The following is a 16,760-nucleotide window of genomic DNA, read 5'->3' as shown; positions in this document are numbered from 1 at the left end:
TTGGACTCCTGGGGAATTAAGTGGCCAGTATGCGCCTTCTGGCCGAGAATATCCTGGTTTTTGGGCTTTATCTGAAGAAGCTTGCTAATCAAAAAAAATTGCTGTTCTCGTTAAGCCAGAGGTGCCTGGAACTGGGTAAATGTATCCGAATCAACAGAGAAAAAGGCCTGATCAATCTGACCACATTGATTGCTCTGACCGCGAATATCGACTGAAACCAACTCATCAGATAGACTGTGTTTCATTGCTATGCTTTCTTGATTAGCCAACTAAGACAGACAACAGAAATTCATCCTCTTCAAAAATTGAAGGTTCGATTGCTGGCATTATTTTGATGATTCTTTGACGTGTTCTTCTTGAGGGGCATCTTCACCAATCAAAATGGGTTTATTGTCCGACCAGATAACAGCTATTGTCCCAAGCGCCTTTTCTTGTTCAGTGCTTTACTCACTGCTTTTTTTAACGCATCCAGCATGACTTGACTATCAGGCGAAGGTGTTTGATCAGGGCTAATCATCGTTCTGACTCTTGTAAAAGTAACGGGTATAAATCTTGATGAGCAATCGTCCGTTTATCGTTTTGCTGTTCGAAAATGAGCTCAGGGATTTCGCTACTATTCATAAAACAGCGCGTTCGATCTACGTGATGGCTGAAATGCATCAATAGATTTTTTAAACTTCGGGGAAAACGCCGAGAAATATCCTTTACTGGAATGTTATGACCACCATGCGCTACGCGTTCGGCCCCCCGAAGCTTTGACATTTCCATACTGGGCAATGTTAAATAAACCAACTCTATTCGCCAGCCATCATTTTGCAAACGATCGATCAACTTTAAATAAGTTTTTCCCGAAAGCGTAGTTTCGAAAGCAAAGTCTTGACGTTTGTCGATACGACGTTCAATCTCATTAAGAAAAATACGACTCGCAGCGATCGGTTGATGTCAGGCGCTAGCGGAGACACTCCTACCGCAATCATATCGGCATTGATAACGTTTTTACAGTGGGTAACTGCTGGCAGATACTCCATGGCAAACGTGGTTTTACCAGCCCCGTTAGGGCCGGCAATGATCCAAAAAACTTGCATGTATCTGTCTCCAATCTCCAGTGTTCAATAAATAAGTCAATCGCAACAATCGCTATGCGGAAATTATAAGCCATCATAGCAAAGGAAGCTCTAGACGGATCACATTGTAGTTCTTTAGGCTTAAGAATTGCTCGCAACGGATTTCAGAAATGCTGGTTCTGAGTATGCCACTATTGTTGCTTGCGTTAAGCTGTATTAACGCAAATGATCGAAAAAATGAGCGGTTATCTGTCATTTTCAGCACCAAAGCTAAGTCCTTTGAAAGAAGTTCATTGGTATAAGCTATCATCCATAATAACTGGATTCCGGCAATCCATGCCGGAACGACGAAGTCAAAGACAAGTAAACTTTTTCAGGTCACTTACTGTCTTTCCGGCAAAATAGCTAAAAACTCCTGAATATCAGTTGCCTGTGGACGGCTAGCCCTAATATCAGGAAGCCCAGACAAAAAAATAACCTCTGAGCGGGCATCCAAATAGGCTTCAAAGATATATTCGTGCCAATAAAAGGGTGATAGCCCGTATTTCATCAATTGATTTACGTCAGTCGCCGTTGTTTTGGTCTTTTTACCTGTCACTGTACGTGCCAGATAGTCTAACCAAGCATTTTTATCGGCATGAGATAATACATAAGGCGTTGTAAACACCAAGCTGTAATCGAAGCAATCAAATACGGGTGGCAAGATCCTGACAAACCATAACTCACCAGGCTGACTACCTTGATAACCTGCCGGGCAAATACACTCGATAATAGAGTCCTTGGTAAGTTCCTTTAACAAAATATGTCCGTTTTGCCGTCCTATAAATTCGTAGATGCCCATACGTGAATCTTGCATGATCCCTATGGTCTCAATCATTTGTTTATCTAAACCAAACTGACGAGCAAGATCGAGAATAATCGTTGTCAAAGTTTCTTTGTCCAACCCAATGACCAAGTCAAACAGCAACCAGCTATTGAAGTAACTTTTTGTCAAAGGGCTAATAGGTGGACCCTCGGGCATATAATCTCGATCAGCCTCGTCAATCACTTTAAAAAACCGATCAAGTGCGGGTTCAGGAACTTCTTGAAGACAATCCACTAATACAGACAATAAATTTTGGGCATGAATATAAACGGCATGTAAGGGATCGTGACCATTATCGATGTTTTTTTGAGTAGTTTTGATTTGACTAAATAATGCCTCAGCTTCTTGCTTTTGCTGGCGATAGCTAGAGAGGTCGATAATCTTAGAAGCTTGGACTTTACTCAATCGTTTAGAGATTTTACTGGCTATTTTTTTCATCAATTAAATTTGGAAGTAACAATCTGAATTAAGACCAGTGACTAATAACCTGGCACTGATAGCGGCCTTCCGTTATCGCTAGCACTTAACTTAAGCAGAAAAGGTACGGCTATTTCAGCCCAGCGTTCTGCAGACGGGTAATGCTTGGCCTCGTCACCAAAACAGATTTTCAGCATGTCGGTATCGATGATGCCCGGATTCAACGGTATCGCCGCCATATTCTTAGGCAGTTCTTGCGCTAATGAGCGTGTTAGTCCTTCAATAGCCCATTTAGTTGTACAGTACGGCGCGACACCTGAATCGGTTCCTCGCCCCCACCCCGAGCTGAAATTGACGATAACACCCGATTGCCGTTCGATCATGGCCGGGACAAAGTGACGAACGACGTTAGCGACTCCTTTTATGTTGACGTCGATAACCGGATCAAAATCTTGCGCTGACATCTGCCAGAGTGGCTTGACCGAGTTGATCAATGCAGCGTTGTTCATCAACAGATCGGGCGGTCCGAAGTCCTTAATGACCGATGCCGCCCAGGTCGCCACGTCTCCATCTCGGGTCACGTCAACCACATCAAACCGATGCGGCGTGCCAAGCTCTGTCATGAGGGTATCTATCGCGGCTTCAGATCGACCGCAGCCAATCACGGTGTGACCCAAACTGGCAATTTGACTGGCCATGGCGCGACCAAGTCCTCTTGTAGCACCTGTGATAACAATAACTTTGTGTTTATCCACGACGTTTCTACCGTTTGCATTGTAAGCTTTCTGGCTGAACATAGCGAATGACGATTTTTCCATCGTCGTCTGCCTTAATCTTTACCCGTTTTGGGGTTAACGCTAGCACATTAGCGCTAACCGGGTAGACATATTCCCCACCCGGAATACGCTCAAACCAAACAACTTTCTCCTGGTTTAAAAGTGCTTGGCGATTTGTTTTCTGAAGAAGTCATGAACGATACGCCTAATAATCAAACGCATATTGCTTTGGCGGCTTACCCTGTTTCTTAAGAACTTTTGGCTTTTGGTCACAGGGCTGATCAAGGATCGACTCTACGACACATGAAAACTCCCAGTTATCTCCAAAATCAAAAGTGAATACGATTTCCATTCCTTGCATTAACGGCAATTCACCAACCCTACATTCGACTGTGATTTTGGCGACATCAGTCATCATAGGGTGGCTGATGTGTTCTGAATAGCCATATACGTTTTTGAAGGAAAATTGGTATAGATGATCATGATCGAAGTCAAATGCATCTAAAATTGCGGAGGCAAAATCATCTAAGATGGTTGATCCTGATACCTGTATTAAGCGATAAGCCTTATGTAAAACCACTTTAAACACAATCGTTGCATTCAACATCCCCTCAGATACAGGTTCTGCCAATTGCCGTTTTAATTCGGGAAAAACCGATTGCAATTCGCTATCCCACGCCAGCGTAAACGGTCCTTGTTCCTCCTCTTGCTCTAAATTGCGGAGAGTTCTTGTACGATAATATTCGGTAATAAACTGTCCCCACTGAGTGGGTATTATTTTCGATACCGGCCAGTTCTGCTCTAAAGAGGGATCGATTTCAATTGTTACCAAACCGAACAAGTCCATTAGCGCTAGATTGTGCAACTCTGGATAATACTTGAGATGATCAAACCCATCTTTCGTGGCCGTGACATCAATACCTTCAGCAGGCATTCGCTTGAAAAATTCAAGACATTTGAAGAGGTAATAATGGCATTCCCAAATCCCAGGTCTATCCCCTAGAATCTCGGGACTACCACGTAAAAACCACGCATTGAGTAGAGAAAAATATTGCTCGATAGCTGTCAGCGAATGCCAATTGGCCAACACCTTCTCATCTAAAATCAAGCGAGGTTTTGGTCCAGCGTTGATTACCCTTGTTAAACCCGATGAGCGCAGAATCAAAAACAAGCCATTGATATAGGGAAACGACTTTTGTTGCGGCCGTTTCAATTTGACTGTCATTGGATTCGCCAAGCGCTGATTGATTTCCAGTAATGCCTTCTGGGGTAACAAATGTGTTTTGGCTGATACTTCAATGCCTGCGCTGACGAAATCCAGCAATACAGCAAAGTCGTGCAGCAACGATCCAGGCTGATCTAGTGCAAATCGCTGCAATTTTAGCGTGTTTAGATCAACATTGATAACAAGATTCGAATCCATCTATAAAACCTTCGATGACAATAATCAAGGCCGAGTAAATCGGGTTTCTAAACTGCATCGCTTCTATTCTGCGCGTATGATCTTCATCATCCCGAGGTAAGTTGATAATATTTTAAAAGTTAAAAAACCTATTTAATAACTTAACCTGATGTTACGTAAAACGATTGGCTGAATCACAATATATAGTGGTTATTTAGTCTATCATTACCCAATATTTTGTTGGTTTGCGTAACATCTGACTTTAATAGAAAACTAACCTTAAAATGTGTAAAACAGACCTATGCTCAGCAACCAGCTAAAAACACCTAAAAATCGATAATTTTAGGCGTTTTAATTCGCATTAATACGGAAAGGTAAAAGTCTGCGCTTAATCCCAAGGGCTATTTTCTTGAGTAAACGACGCAATTTATCCGTAGGAGGTAATGGTTAATCCAGCAACGTTTGGAACTTGAGCCAATGACCCCTCATCGACAGTGAAAAAAGATTGGTCGAGTAAGATATGCTCTGCTCTGCTTCAAGACAACTAGGCTCATGCATGTACTGAGCTAATGCAGCCCGAACAACTAATCACAAAGTTAATTATATCATGTTGTTTGCCACTAGAGCGGATATCGACTGAAACTGGCTCATCAAAATGAACTGACTGTGTTGCATTGCTATACGCCGCTTCAGCTAAAACTTTATCGTTAAAATAATAACGTCTTAGTCGTTAGCGTTCGGATTTTTAGAGATTTCGATTCTGAGTACGTTTCTATTACTTGTGTTAATGTGAATTAACACAAGTGATCAGAACCAATAGTCTGAAACATAACACACTCGTTCTTTTCAGGATCACGATCATTGATAGACAAAGATCAAGAGCAGGGGAGGTAATTCCGTTTTGTAATGTTAGAGCAAAATTCTATCTTTGATTTTTCCAGTTAGTGTTGGATTTTACTCGCCAATGAGTTTTTTAATGGTAACTACTCACCCCTAAAAAAGTCAAAAAAAGACTTGACAGGTTTTTCGACACAGAAAAGCTGTTTTCCGAAGAAGACTATGTTCATGCCTATTGCCGGATTTCCAGTTATTTACAGACCATGGCCAATAAAGGCTATAACCCGCTGACCGCCATTCAATTAGCATTGGCGGGGAAGGCTTGCGAGTGAGGGGCGAGTAGTTACGTTTTTTCAAGCGCGCCACGATTTTTCGCGAAAGCTGAAATGGGGTCCGTCCGATTTCAGCAGCGAAAAATGACGTGGCGATTATTGCCTTCGGCGGCCTCGATTCGCCCTGCGTCCGTGCCACTGCGCCACATCATCGTATACTCGATGCGGGCTCCGTAGCACTACCTCAAATGGCTCTACGCCGTTTCGCGAGGCCTTATCTCGACCATGAGATTCTTACCGCTCCCGATTGCAGTATGATTACCGAATGACTTTCTAAGGGCACTCTAGTTATCAGCAAGTACGTAGCCCAGTCCCTTATAACCCGCCAGGCGTTTGTCTCTCATCCGGTTCAGCATGGGCACATCATCCGCATAGTCATAAATGAGGACTTCGGTTTTGGCGTGATGTAGCCGGTGTAGCCTTCCAACGTACTGAGCTAATGTGCCTTTCCAGGATACCGGTAAGACTAATAACAAAGTATCCAAGCGAGCGTCATCAAATCCTTCGCCCAAGTAGCGACCGGTTGCAATTAAAACCCGTTCTTCCTGTTCAGGGATATTGTCGAGTGTTGATTGGATAATCTTTCGTTGTTTAGTTGTTGCACCACCTTGCAGTACGACAACATGTTTGGCAAATATTCGGATTTTTTCCGCCAATACGGAAACATGCTGTTTACGTTCAGTTAGCACTAGCGGTGATCGTCCTTCTTGCAACAATTTTTTCACATCATCAATGATCAGCTGATTGCGTTTTTCATCCTGGATCAACGCTTGGTATATTTGATGAATAGCTAAATGAGAATCAACATTTTCTGTTGCCGGTAAGCTAAACTCGGTATCCCTGAATACCAACCTGTGCTCAAATGGCCGGGCTACCGCTTGTTTTTTCGCATCGACTTTATAGCGTACAGGGCCGCATTGCATGGTGACGATCGGATGATGCCCATCTTTACGAACCAATGTTGCCGACAAGCCGAGAACGTATTTTGCTTTACAGGCTTTAGCTACATTTTCAAAACTCACTGCGGACAAATGATGGCACTCATCAAAAATGACTTGACCATAATGTGCGACTACGTCTTCGACCTGTTGTTGTCGAAACAAGCTTTGCATAACCGCCACATCGATAATACCCGTCGGCTTGCGCTTGCCTCCGCCAATCCGTCCTACCTTTTTTTGATCTATCGCTAAAAACTGTGCAATTCGTTCAAGCCATTGGTCAAGTAATTGCCGACGGTGAACAACGATCAATGTATTGACCTGCCTTTGTGCCAAAAGATTTAAAGCGATGACCGTTTTGCCGAAAGCCGTTGTTGCCGATAATGTACCGGTATCGTGCTGCAATAAACAATCCACTACCGTTTGTTGTTCAGGCAATAATTCTCCCTGAAAATGTATTTCTTCAATTTTGTTACCGGCAAAACGTTCATCCTGTAGATCCACCTGAATGTTCAATTCCTGACATAACGACAGCAGTTCTTCAAGGCAACCTCTGGGTATGGCAATATGTTGTGAATAGTTTTCTGCACAGGCAATGATTCTGGGTTTATCAAACGTCGGCAATCTCATCGCCTGGGCTTTATAAAACTCCGGGTTCTGAAATGCCGCCAAATGAATAATTTTATTTTGTAGGTTTGCCGGTAAGTTTTGTTTTTCGATGAATAACTGGTTAGCCTGAATGACACGCAATGTTGCCGGTAACTGATCTGACTGAATAGTAATCTTGGTTTTACGTGAAGGGGGTAACACCCAAGGTTCGCCATCGTCTTCTGCAACCGGCATACGAACGCCCAACAAGTTACCTTCGCTCTCTGCTTGTTCAATCAGTTGTCTCGTCTCAATGGGAGATAAGCGTTTCAGTGTGGATAAAAACGCCCATTGGTCTTCATAAGGCTTGAAATGTTCATCGACAAATACGCTATTTCCTTGACCACGCGCTTTCTTTTGTAACGGCAAAGCAATCAGGTTTCCAAATCCTCCTTTTGGCAGAGTATCCTGATTCGGAAAAAAGCGATCATACGAATCGAACCCGATTTCAGGATGTTTCGCCATCGCTTGTGTTAATAACAGCGCGGCCAATTTCCGAGCTTCAACCGCAAAAATCGCTTGGGTAAAAAACACCCAAATATGTGCTCCCTGTCCGGAGCGGGAAATTTCTATGGCATGAGGAACTTGTTTTTGTTGGCAGATGCGTGAGAAGGCCTGAACATCGGATTGCCATTGTGCTTTATCAAAATCCACCGCGACAAACCAACAACGCTCATCCGGCAACATGGGATATACTCCCATCACAAAACCAGTATTTGAGTGATAGTCAGTTCCGGAAAGATGGCTTTGAATAACCTGGTCCGTTACCGGCAGAAATACCTTGTGTTGACACGCGCCGCATTTGACTCTGGGTTTTTCACAGATACCTTTCTTCCATTCATTACCACAAACAGGCGAATAACCTGACTTTCCGGTTTTGCTGTTTTCCCAGCGCCGTGGATAGACATCTTCCCGGCCTTTAAACAGCTCGCGAAATAAACGAATTTTCTCGGAGTTAGACGATAATTGGGTGACCGGGGCTGAAGAGCTAGGTGATTTTAATGATTTGAGATCGTTGAGTTGTCGCTGTAACGATGCTCTTTTGGCATCTAAAGCATGAATCTCTTTTTCTAAAGCGGCAATTTTTTGGTTAAGGTCGTTATTCATATTTTCTTTCAGCCGAAAGTATGTTATTCGACAATAACCCATCAGGTCGGATTACTGCTAATCGAGTATGATTCACTGAGCACCAACAGTTTATTATGAAAGTCGCGAAGCGTACCTTAATCTCCCTCGCCCTCTGGGAGAGGGTCGGGGAGAGGGAACGATCAGTTCATTGGCTGGGGTGGCGCCCAAGCGCCATGATCGTTAGGATATGGCTGTGTAACTAACTTTCAGGATCTGCACAATCGTTCCCGCGCTCTGCGTGGAAATGAAGTCTGAACCGCTCAGCGGTTCGGGACGCTGGAGCGTCCCTAGCCGGGTTCCCACGCAGAGCACTCATCGTTATACGCATCTTTATGTGAACCATGTCATTCCGGCAGGGATTGCCGAAATCCAGGCTACAAGGATGTATTTGGCTTGTCATCCTTGTAGCCTGGATACCCGCTCCCGGCGGGTATGACGAGACTTATGTATAACGATGAGCGCAGAGCATGGGAACCCTATCGGGAGGTCATTTTTAGCATGATCCTTAACAGCCAATTGATTGCAATTATTCTGAAAACGGGTTTATCAATCGTACCCCGGTATTTTCAAAGTCTTTGGTGTTTCGCGTAACAACGGTTAAATCATAGATTATCCCGGTAGCAGCAATCAATTTATCTAAAGAGTGCTCGTGTCTAGGGACGCGTAACTTTCCCCAAAGTAAAGCAATTTCACCATCAATGGACAGGATGTTGTCTTGATATTGATCGAGAATAGTATTGAGCCAATTTTCCAGCAGTTTGCCTTGAGTTGTGTCGCCACGGTGAAGAATCAGATCGACGCCTCTGCGTAATTCCCCAATTGTCATGGCTGAGATATAAATAGGTACATTCTCCTGAATGACTTTATCGAAGAATTCCCGCACACCGGAATTGGCATTATGACCTTTCCTAAGTTCGCTGATGATGTTGGTGTCAATCAAATACATTGGATTCGTTGGTATCGTCATTGGCCCGCTGAAAATCCGACTCCATGCCAACGGCAGGAATGCTGGTTAACGCTTCAGCAAAGCTTTTACGTTGCGGTTTCATCAGCACTTCGGCCAGAATAGCTCGGTGTTCGGCTTCGGTCGAGCGGTGGTGTTTAACGGCTCGTTCCTTCAACGCATTAACGATCGATTCATCCAGATTTCTAACAACTAAGCTTGGCATGACGGGCTCCTAGAACTTGATTGCTATCAATGCTATCACTGTTTGGTGCGAATTCAAATGATGTAATGCTTAGCTTAAATTTTCGCCTCTAGCACCAGGTTGGTTGGCGTCGTAGCGGCGCGTCTGACTTGGCCGAAACCAGCGGCGTTCAGCACTTCGGTGAGCCGTTTCTGCCCGGCCTGGGCGCCCAGACCTAGGCCGACTTTTTGCGATTTGGACGCGGGTACGCAGACCATGGTCGAGAACGAATAATAAATTTGCCCCAATGGATGCAGGTTCTCTTCCAGACTGTCGCCGGCAAACGGTTCGACCAGCATGAGGGTTCCACCATCGGCCAGGGTGCTTGCGACATGGCTGGCCGCGCCGACCGGATCGCCCATGTCGTGCAGTGCGTCGAAGATCGTCACCAGATCGTAGTTCTTGCCCGGATATTCCTTCGCCGTCACTACCTCGAAAATCGTGTTGCTGGCGACGCCGGCGGCACGAGCCCGTTCGCGGGCGTGTTCGATCGATGGTTCGTGGAAATCGAAGCCGTGAAACGTCGAATTCGGGAAGGCCTTGGCCATCAAGATCGTTGACGAACCGTGACCGCAGCCAATGTCGGCGACTCTGGCGCCTGCTTCGAGTTTTTCCCGCACACCGTCGAGCGCCGGCAGCCAGACATCGATCAGATTCATCGCATACATCGGCCGGAAGAAGCGTTCGGTGCCGCAGAACAGACATGGGCTGTGTTCGCGCCATGGCAGCCCTTGGCCGGAACGGAAAACTTCGGTCAACTTGGGTTCGTCGATATAAACCGACATCACCGCTTGAAAGAAGCCCTGCATGCAGGCCGGATGGCCTTCCGAGGCAAAAATGACCGCTTGTTCCGGCGACAGTGAGAATTTTCCGGATGCGGCGTCATAATTGACGTAACCGGCGGCGGCATTGGCGGAAAGCCATTCACGTAGATAGCGTTCGTCCATGCCGGTGCTGTCGGCGAGTTCCCGGCTGCTGGCCGGACTGATCTCCAATAGCGCGCTGTAGAGATCGAGTTTGTCGCCGATATAAGCCATCAACAGGCCCAAGGAGCCGGCGACATCGTTGATCACTTTGCCTTGTAGCTGTTCCAGTTTACCGGCGTCGACTTCGTTCAAATGCATTGTCATGTGTATTCTCCGGTTGTGGGTGTTGTTTGTTGTTGCCCTGTTCTAATATCAGCTTGTTCAAATTAGGCGATTTCTTAGATCGATTGCAGCCATCGACTTCGGCTCCGCTCAATCAACGGAGAATGTTTCGGACTGGGCGGCTTTATTTCTATAAGTCGCTTTAGCAGATGCTTATGAGTAATCAGGAGAGATTAAGCAGAACTGCACGACTATTTAATAGTGCCGGTTTTTGTCTTACTTTTGGCCAGCAAATTGGAGGGCGGGCCGATTGGATCGAAGTTCTTGAGTAACGGCACCTCGTCTTTGTTGACCTGCATAACATTCATATCATAAGAGCCTCGCGAACCCCAGCCGCCGAAAAATTTCTTGCCATCTGGCGTGAATGCCCAGCACATGTCTTCGCCGTCCGTGTTGACGGTGTCGCCCAGGTTCAAGGGCTCTTGCCATTCGCCCTGGGGGTTCTGGTAAGAAATCCATTCGTCATGGCCGCCACGCGAGCCCATGTCGGTGCGGGTGCTGGTAATGATCAGGCTTTTGCCGTCTTTTGAGAGTCCCGTCCAGTGCAAATGGTCCCGGTAAGGCGAGTTGATCCGGGGACCCAGGCTCTGGGGTTTCTGCCAAGCCCCATTTTTCTTTTCGACTTTCCAAATGTCGCTATCCTGGGTGACGCCGGGTTGCTGGTAGCTGAAGTAAATCAGGCTGTCCGACGCAATGATCGGGCAATGTTCTTCCCCGGTCGGCGTATTGAGGTGGGGCAGTTCCGGTACGTCGTTCCAATTTCTGGCCGGTTGCCAGACTCCATCGATTTTCTGCGCCACGTAGAGATCGCCGGTAGAGAGGTTGCCCGGTTCGTAACGGGTGAAATAAAGGGCGTTGCCGTCATCCGAGAGGCTCGGTTCCAGCTCCCAGGCAGACGTATTGATGTTTGGCCCCACGCGTGGGTCGACATCGGGCCCCAAATGAATCGGGGTTTGCCAAATGCCATTCACGTTATGAGACATCCAGATGTCGAAGCTGTAGGGATTGCCTTTTGACTCGATGACGCCAGGTCGAGTTGAAACGAAAACGACCGTTTTACCGTCGGCACTGTAGGTTAGTTCAAATTCCGAGGCTGATGAATTGATCGGCGCGCCAATGCTTTTCGCTAGCGGGTGCGGTTTCGCCTTTTCGCTGGTCGACATGTCCATGCCAGGCATCGCATAAGACACGTTCTGCGTCAAAAGAAGCGTCAACGCCGCCAAACATGGCTTGGGGATAAAGGATTTTGTTTTCATAGTGTGCACAACGTTATTTGGGTTAGGATCAAGATTATCAGATCTTAGGTTTTTCCGTCTCGAATAGAATCGCTTGCATCGGATAGCGCGTCGGACTGGAACCGAACTCTTTTTTGAAAGCGTCGGCCAGTTCTTTGACGATGTCTTCAGGATCGACTCCGCCTTTGTCTCTGATTTCGAAGATCACCGGCGTGTAGACCAAGGCGCGGGCAAATGCGGTCACGTCGAGAATGTCGTAGACGTGCCGCTGCACCGAAATGACGATGGGATCGAAGCCGATCTGAATCAACTGTTCCTTGAGCGGATCGATTTGATGGCAGGATACCGTATCGAATAAAAACCGCGGGGTATCCGACGGAAAATATTGCTTGAGCACTTCAAAGGTCAAACTGGCATACGGGTTGTAGTGTTCCGAGTCCCAAACGCGGAACAAGTAACGGCCGCCGGGCTTTAAAGCCCGGTAAACCTCGCGAAAGCCTTTGTCGCGGTCGAAAAACATGATGCCGAATTGACAGACGACGGCATCGAAGGCTTCGTCAGCGAACGGCAAGGCGGTGGCGTCGACGTTTTGAAACGTGACTTGTTCGTCGGGCCGAAACTTTTTTCGAGCCACGGCCATCATCGAATCGCTAATGTCGACGGCGGTCAGGCGAGCGTCTTGCGCTAACAAGTTGCGCAAGTGGCGCGTCACGATCCCGGTTCCGGCGGCGATTTCCAACACGTCCTTCGGCGCTTGTTCGGCGACGCGTCTTGCGGTATCGGCACCGTAATGTTCGAATAGGACCGGTCCGAGATCGCGATCATACGGAATGACAACTTCATCGACGTAGCCGGACATAGGCAATCTCCTTTAAGTAGCGGCTTCTTTAGGATGCTTTTGAATCAGCAGGATAATTATATAATAAATTTCTAATCATTAAAATACATAGCCGATATCGAAATTAGCATAAGACTGTTGCGAATATGCATAATTTAAATGGGGTGATCTGCGTTATACAGTTCGCACTGCAAAATCCGGTTTTTATGAGTTCTCATCCAACCTTCTCCCGGAGGGAGAAGGTATCAATGTGCCGAATTTTGAAGTGCGATGACTATATTTCATCTAAGCCGGGGTCGGAGTGAAATTTGTGCATATTCCTTACTCATTGTCGAGGTAGTCTTTTTTACCGAGTTCGACTCCTTGATGGCGCAATATGGCGTAGGCCGTCGTGACATGAAAATAGAAATGGGGAAGGATATTAGCCAACAAATAATCTCGCCCCGTATAAACGACTTCTTTGTCCGCTAACTTGAATGTAATCAGTCGATCATGGCTATGGTTGATCAATTCGCTATCGATTCCTCGCAAAAAATCAGTGGTCTTGCTTATTCTCTTCTTGAAGTCGTCGAATGTGATTTCATTGAATTCGTATTGGGGGGCGTTAATCCCGGCTAAGCGCGCAGCGCACGTTTTCGCCATATCGGCGGCGATTTGAATTTGTTGGCTGAGCGGATACATATCCGGCGCCAAACGGGCGTCGAGAAGAACGGCTTCATCGATTCCTTCGGCCTCGGCATAAGAACTGGCCTTGTCGATGATCGACGATAAATTACCAAGCATACGAATAAAATGGGGAATAGAGGCTTGGTACATGGAAATAGACATAGTTAGTGCAACAATTAACGGTTAGCAGCATGGCGGCGGCAATATGGATTGAACGTTCATATGAACGATTTCAGCCCGACTTAATAAAGTCGAAAGTCGTTATGGACAAATTCCGATTTGAAGGCTACTCGAACAACAAATTCTGCGATTGTTTTGATTTCCCATGAAATCGATCTCTGATCGAATATTTAGTCGACATTCATTCGGCCTCATCGAAAAAGAAAAGCCTCCCGGACCGGTTGTCTACTATTGATGCAAGCCAAGGTATAATTTCGGCATCTATAGTGGCCGGACCAGTCTTCTCGTATCCCAGGCAGCTTATGCAGATCAATCTGCACTAGATTACCCAGGACCTGCATGCCCTTAGGCCCGGTAGCTGAGATAAGCTTCGAGGCAATTGGCCGACGGGCATAAGACAACGTAATCGTTTTTGGGAGACCGCCAAGCCATACCGATATCGGCACACAGACGACGCAGTCGGTAGTTCTTATCGGCCTGATAAGAACTCTATATCATAAAATGGTATGAATAACAGATTCGACATTAATATCCAGCAATTCCCACTTTGGCGTTCAAAAAGGGCATGGGGTGTGTTTGGCGAGGATGTCGGCAGCAAGGATGCTGCCGTCAAGCCCCCAGGGATGGGTTTACCCAGCACCTAAATACCATAGACTATTGGCTATGATTTATTATCGTCGTTTATTTAGGTGCTGGGTGAACGGCGCTCCTCGACAGACACACCTCATGCCCTAAACCCCGCAAAATACTCAAATTGGGAATTGCTGATTAATATCACTTATGAATTTTAAAAAAACCATCGTTATCTTCTTGCCTATAGTCTTGTTGTTAATGACAGTCGTTATCGGAATGCCCCAAGGAGATCGCAATGCCTATCTTTGCTTGTTGCTAATGGGGTGGATGGTTGTGTGGTGGATATTTGAAGTTTTACCCCTTGGGATCACAGCACTGATTCCGCTTTGCTATTTGCCATTAATGCAGATCATGCCGATCAAGCAGGTCAGCCCTTTTTATGCGAATCCCGTCATTTATTTGTTTTTGGGCGGATTTATGATTGCCCGAGCGTTAGAGAAAACGAAACTCGACGAGCGCATTGCTTTGAAGATCTTGTCGGTGACCGGGCGATCGGATTTGGGGATCATCACCGGGTTCATTATCTCGACCGCCTTTTTAAGTATGTGGATTAGTAACACGGCCACGACTGTCATGATGGTGCCCATTGCGCTGTCGGTGATCCATTTTTTAAAGCAAAATTTGCCTGCAGACGCCCATCGAACGCTGCAATCGATGACGGTCGTGTTGTTTTTGGCCATTGCTTACTCCGCCAATATCGGCGGCATCATGACGCCTATCGGTACACCGCCCAATGTGGTGTTCATGGGGTATTTGGACGAGCTTTACACCCGCAAAATAGATTTTTGGAAATGGTCTGTCGTCACAACGCCTGTGGCAATCGTATTATTGGCGATTATGCTTTATGTTTTAAGGCGCATCTATCGGTTTGCTGTACCTATTCCGCCTAACTTTAAAGATTTTATAGAAGAAAGAATCCAAGCGCTTGGGCGTATCGATAGTTCTCAAAAAGTGACGGTTGCAGTTTTTTTATTGGCCGCCTCGTTGTGGATATCAAAAGGCTTGATTCATTATCTGGCTGGGAGCGAGTTTCTCAATGACACTTCCATTGCCATCTTGGCAGGCATATTACTGTTTTTAGTGCCGACCAACTTTCAGGAGTTGACGCCGGTTTTAGACAGAAAGGATATTGCGCAGTTGCCTTGGAATATTGTGTTGCTGTTTGGGGGCGGCATGGCGCTGGCGGGGGCTTTAAAAGAAGTAGGCCTTATTCAAATGATCACAGAGTATTTTACAACGCTTGATTTCGTGAGTCCTTACTGGTTGATTGCAGCTCTGGCGGCTATTGCCTTGTTTCTTACCGAGGTGATGAGCAATGTCGCTCTCTGTGTCGTCGCGTTGCCGATGATTATGAAGCTGGGAGAGGCGCAAGGTTTGGATCCTGTTATCGTGGCGATGCCGGCGGCTCTTTGTGCGAGTTTTGCCTTTAGCATGCCGATTTCCACACCTCCTAATGCGATTGTATTCGGGACTCACACCATAACCGTAAAACAAATGTTAAAAGCGGGAATTTTGCTGAATTTTATTGCATTGGCGATAGTCATGACTCTCGGTTTCTCGCTGATGAAAGTGATGATTGATTAGCATGCCGACATGTTTTTTAAAACCGGTCACATAACCAAAATTGCCTATATCATCTACCAGCACTCCCCGTCGATTTACCATATAGCCCAGCGGCTACGATGCAAAAATATTGATGCAATTTTATTAATCAATTGAGTCTTTGAGCATGCCGGGGTTTGTAACCCCGGCCTGAATCTTTCAATGCTATGCCAAACTAAAAACCAAAACGTTCGAGGCGGGTTGAATAATCCGCCCCGCCCGGAAGTACTCTGGTATCAAATTGATGGGACGATAGCATCAAGGATTGTCCCGTTTAGTTATCTCCATACGAGCCGCAAAACGCCGGCTGGAATTCCGGATCATGACAGCGGATGGATTGGTTTAGAGAACTTTCTTGAAGTCGGTGATCCGCCAGAAACCGCAATGCGCTCCAGACAGACTCATGCCTTAGCTTTCTTACGTAAGAATTTTTCAATGACGGTAGGTAATTTTTGAGGTGCGCGTATCCGCAATTGTTTATTGATGTTCATGCGCCCAAACACCACTTCTATATCAGATTTTTTCACGCCAAATTCCTTGGCAAGAAAGGCGACCATATGGTCGGTTGCCTTGCCCGCTACGGGAGCGGCGGTAACGCTGATTTTTAACTGGTTGCCCTTGGCTTTTCCAATGACATCACGTTTTGCCGAGGGGGTTCCCAATACATTAAGAACCAAAACATCTTCCTCCCAATAACAAAAACCGCTGGGTTTTTTATTGGCTGAGCTGGTCTTGCTTTTATTTTTTATAGCTTTCTTACTTTTCACAGTTTTATAAAAATTTTATCGAGAAAACCTTTAGTCACGGTTATTCGCGCCGAGGGCGGTGCTCCTACGATTCCAAATTCGTTAGGTGGCTTATGTC

General features: G+C 46.1%; 15 protein-coding genes. 2 read left to right on the top strand and 13 right to left on the bottom strand.

Going from position 1 to position 16,760, the window contains the following annotated elements:
• Positions 1-20 precede the first annotated feature (20 nt).
• Positions 21-215, top strand: a complete 195-nt coding sequence (locus Q9L42_RS19495) for a hypothetical protein (protein ID WP_349431653.1) — start codon at positions 21-23, stop codon at positions 213-215.
• Positions 216-513: 298 nt separating this feature from the next.
• On the opposite strand, the gene Q9L42_RS19490 is transcribed toward Q9L42_RS19495, so the two are convergent.
• The 12 genes from Q9L42_RS19490 to Q9L42_RS19435 form a co-directional block, all read right to left on the bottom strand.
• A complete protein-coding gene (locus Q9L42_RS19490) occupies positions 514-891 on the bottom strand; it encodes a zeta toxin family protein (RefSeq protein WP_349432770.1) in 378 nt (125 codons plus the stop codon).
• On the bottom strand, positions 834-1,085 hold the full coding sequence (locus Q9L42_RS19485; protein ID WP_305906717.1) for a hypothetical protein: 252 nt from the start codon (positions 1,083-1,085) through the stop codon (positions 834-836). The genes Q9L42_RS19490 and Q9L42_RS19485 overlap by 58 nt, the downstream gene beginning before the upstream one ends.
• Positions 1,086-1,446: 361 nt before the next feature.
• Entirely contained in the window at positions 1,447-2,367 is a 921-nt protein-coding gene (locus tag Q9L42_RS19480) for a hypothetical protein (RefSeq protein ID WP_305906718.1), read from the bottom strand.
• Between the two features lie 41 nt (positions 2,368-2,408).
• Positions 2,409-3,164, bottom strand: a complete 756-nt coding sequence (locus Q9L42_RS19475; RefSeq protein WP_305906719.1) for an SDR family oxidoreductase — start codon at positions 3,162-3,164, stop codon at positions 2,409-2,411.
• Positions 3,165-3,327: 163 nt separating this feature from the next.
• A complete protein-coding gene (locus Q9L42_RS19470; protein ID WP_305906720.1) occupies positions 3,328-4,545 on the bottom strand; it encodes an IS1096 element passenger TnpR family protein in 1,218 nt (405 codons plus the stop codon).
• 1,432 nt (positions 4,546-5,977) lie between these two features.
• Positions 5,978-8,386, bottom strand: coding sequence for a TOTE conflict system archaeo-eukaryotic primase domain-containing protein (locus Q9L42_RS19465; protein ID WP_349431651.1), 2,409 nt, complete (start codon positions 8,384-8,386; stop codon positions 5,978-5,980).
• A gap of 547 nt (positions 8,387-8,933) precedes the next feature.
• Positions 8,934-9,353: a type II toxin-antitoxin system VapC family toxin gene (locus tag Q9L42_RS19460; RefSeq protein ID WP_305906722.1), complete on the bottom strand. Its 420-nt coding sequence runs from the start codon at positions 9,351-9,353 to the stop codon at positions 8,934-8,936.
• Positions 9,340-9,576, bottom strand: a complete 237-nt coding sequence (locus tag Q9L42_RS19455) for a FitA-like ribbon-helix-helix domain-containing protein (protein ID WP_305906723.1) — start codon at positions 9,574-9,576, stop codon at positions 9,340-9,342. The genes Q9L42_RS19460 and Q9L42_RS19455 overlap by 14 nt, the downstream gene beginning before the upstream one ends.
• A 74-nt stretch (positions 9,577-9,650) precedes the next feature.
• A complete protein-coding gene (locus Q9L42_RS19450; protein ID WP_305906724.1) occupies positions 9,651-10,724 on the bottom strand; it encodes a class I SAM-dependent methyltransferase in 1,074 nt (357 codons plus the stop codon).
• 209 nt (positions 10,725-10,933) lie between these two features.
• Complete coding sequence (locus Q9L42_RS19445) at positions 10,934-11,998, bottom strand: TolB family protein (RefSeq protein WP_305906725.1); 1,065 nt, start codon at positions 11,996-11,998, stop codon at positions 10,934-10,936.
• Positions 11,999-12,035: 37 nt separating this feature from the next.
• On the bottom strand, positions 12,036-12,836 hold the full coding sequence (locus Q9L42_RS19440; RefSeq protein ID WP_349431649.1) for a class I SAM-dependent methyltransferase: 801 nt from the start codon (positions 12,834-12,836) through the stop codon (positions 12,036-12,038).
• A gap of 300 nt (positions 12,837-13,136) precedes the next feature.
• On the bottom strand, positions 13,137-13,643 hold the full coding sequence (locus Q9L42_RS19435; RefSeq protein ID WP_349431647.1) for a DUF1993 domain-containing protein: 507 nt from the start codon (positions 13,641-13,643) through the stop codon (positions 13,137-13,139).
• 798 nt (positions 13,644-14,441) lie between these two features.
• Here Q9L42_RS19435 and Q9L42_RS19430 point away from each other — a divergent pair.
• Positions 14,442-15,878, top strand: coding sequence for an SLC13 family permease (locus tag Q9L42_RS19430; protein WP_305906729.1), 1,437 nt, complete (start codon positions 14,442-14,444; stop codon positions 15,876-15,878).
• 419 nt (positions 15,879-16,297) lie between these two features.
• Here Q9L42_RS19430 and Q9L42_RS19425 read toward each other — a convergent pair whose 3' ends face one another.
• Positions 16,298-16,663 carry a DUF167 domain-containing protein gene (locus Q9L42_RS19425; RefSeq protein WP_305906730.1) on the bottom strand — a complete coding sequence of 122 codons (366 nt, stop codon included), beginning with the start codon at positions 16,661-16,663 and terminating at the stop codon, positions 16,298-16,300.
• Positions 16,664-16,760: the final 97 nt, after the last annotated feature.

This window comes from Methylomarinum sp. Ch1-1 (genome assembly GCF_030717995.2).
Classification (GTDB): Bacteria; Pseudomonadota; Gammaproteobacteria; order Methylococcales; family Methylomonadaceae; genus Methylomarinum; species Methylomarinum roseum.
This window is presented reverse-complemented; position numbering and strand designations above follow the sequence as displayed.

Coding starts and splice junctions, on each gene's coding strand:
- Q9L42_RS19465 (WP_349431651.1), bottom strand. CDS start 8,386: ATGAATAACGACCTTAACCAAAAAATTGCCGCTTTAGAAAAAGAGATT.
- Q9L42_RS19430 (WP_305906729.1), top strand. CDS start 14,442: ATGAATTTTAAAAAAACCATCGTTATCTTCTTGCCTATAGTCTTGTTG.
- Q9L42_RS19455 (WP_305906723.1), bottom strand. CDS start 9,576: ATGCCAAGCTTAGTTGTTAGAAATCTGGATGAATCGATCGTTAATGCG.
- Q9L42_RS19475 (WP_305906719.1), bottom strand. CDS start 3,164: ATGGAAAAATCGTCATTCGCTATGTTCAGCCAGAAAGCTTACAATGCA.
- Q9L42_RS19470 (WP_305906720.1), bottom strand. CDS start 4,545: ATGGATTCGAATCTTGTTATCAATGTTGATCTAAACACGCTAAAATTG.
- Q9L42_RS19480 (WP_305906718.1), bottom strand. CDS start 2,367: ATGAAAAAAATAGCCAGTAAAATCTCTAAACGATTGAGTAAAGTCCAA.
- Q9L42_RS19440 (WP_349431649.1), bottom strand. CDS start 12,836: ATGTCCGGCTACGTCGATGAAGTTGTCATTCCGTATGATCGCGATCTC.
- Q9L42_RS19435 (WP_349431647.1), bottom strand. CDS start 13,643: ATGTCTATTTCCATGTACCAAGCCTCTATTCCCCATTTTATTCGTATG.
- Q9L42_RS19485 (WP_305906717.1), bottom strand. CDS start 1,085: ATGCAAGTTTTTTGGATCATTGCCGGCCCTAACGGGGCTGGTAAAACC.
- Q9L42_RS19460 (WP_305906722.1), bottom strand. CDS start 9,353: ATGTATTTGATTGACACCAACATCATCAGCGAACTTAGGAAAGGTCAT.
- Q9L42_RS19445 (WP_305906725.1), bottom strand. CDS start 11,998: ATGAAAACAAAATCCTTTATCCCCAAGCCATGTTTGGCGGCGTTGACG.
- Q9L42_RS19450 (WP_305906724.1), bottom strand. CDS start 10,724: ATGACAATGCATTTGAACGAAGTCGACGCCGGTAAACTGGAACAGCTA.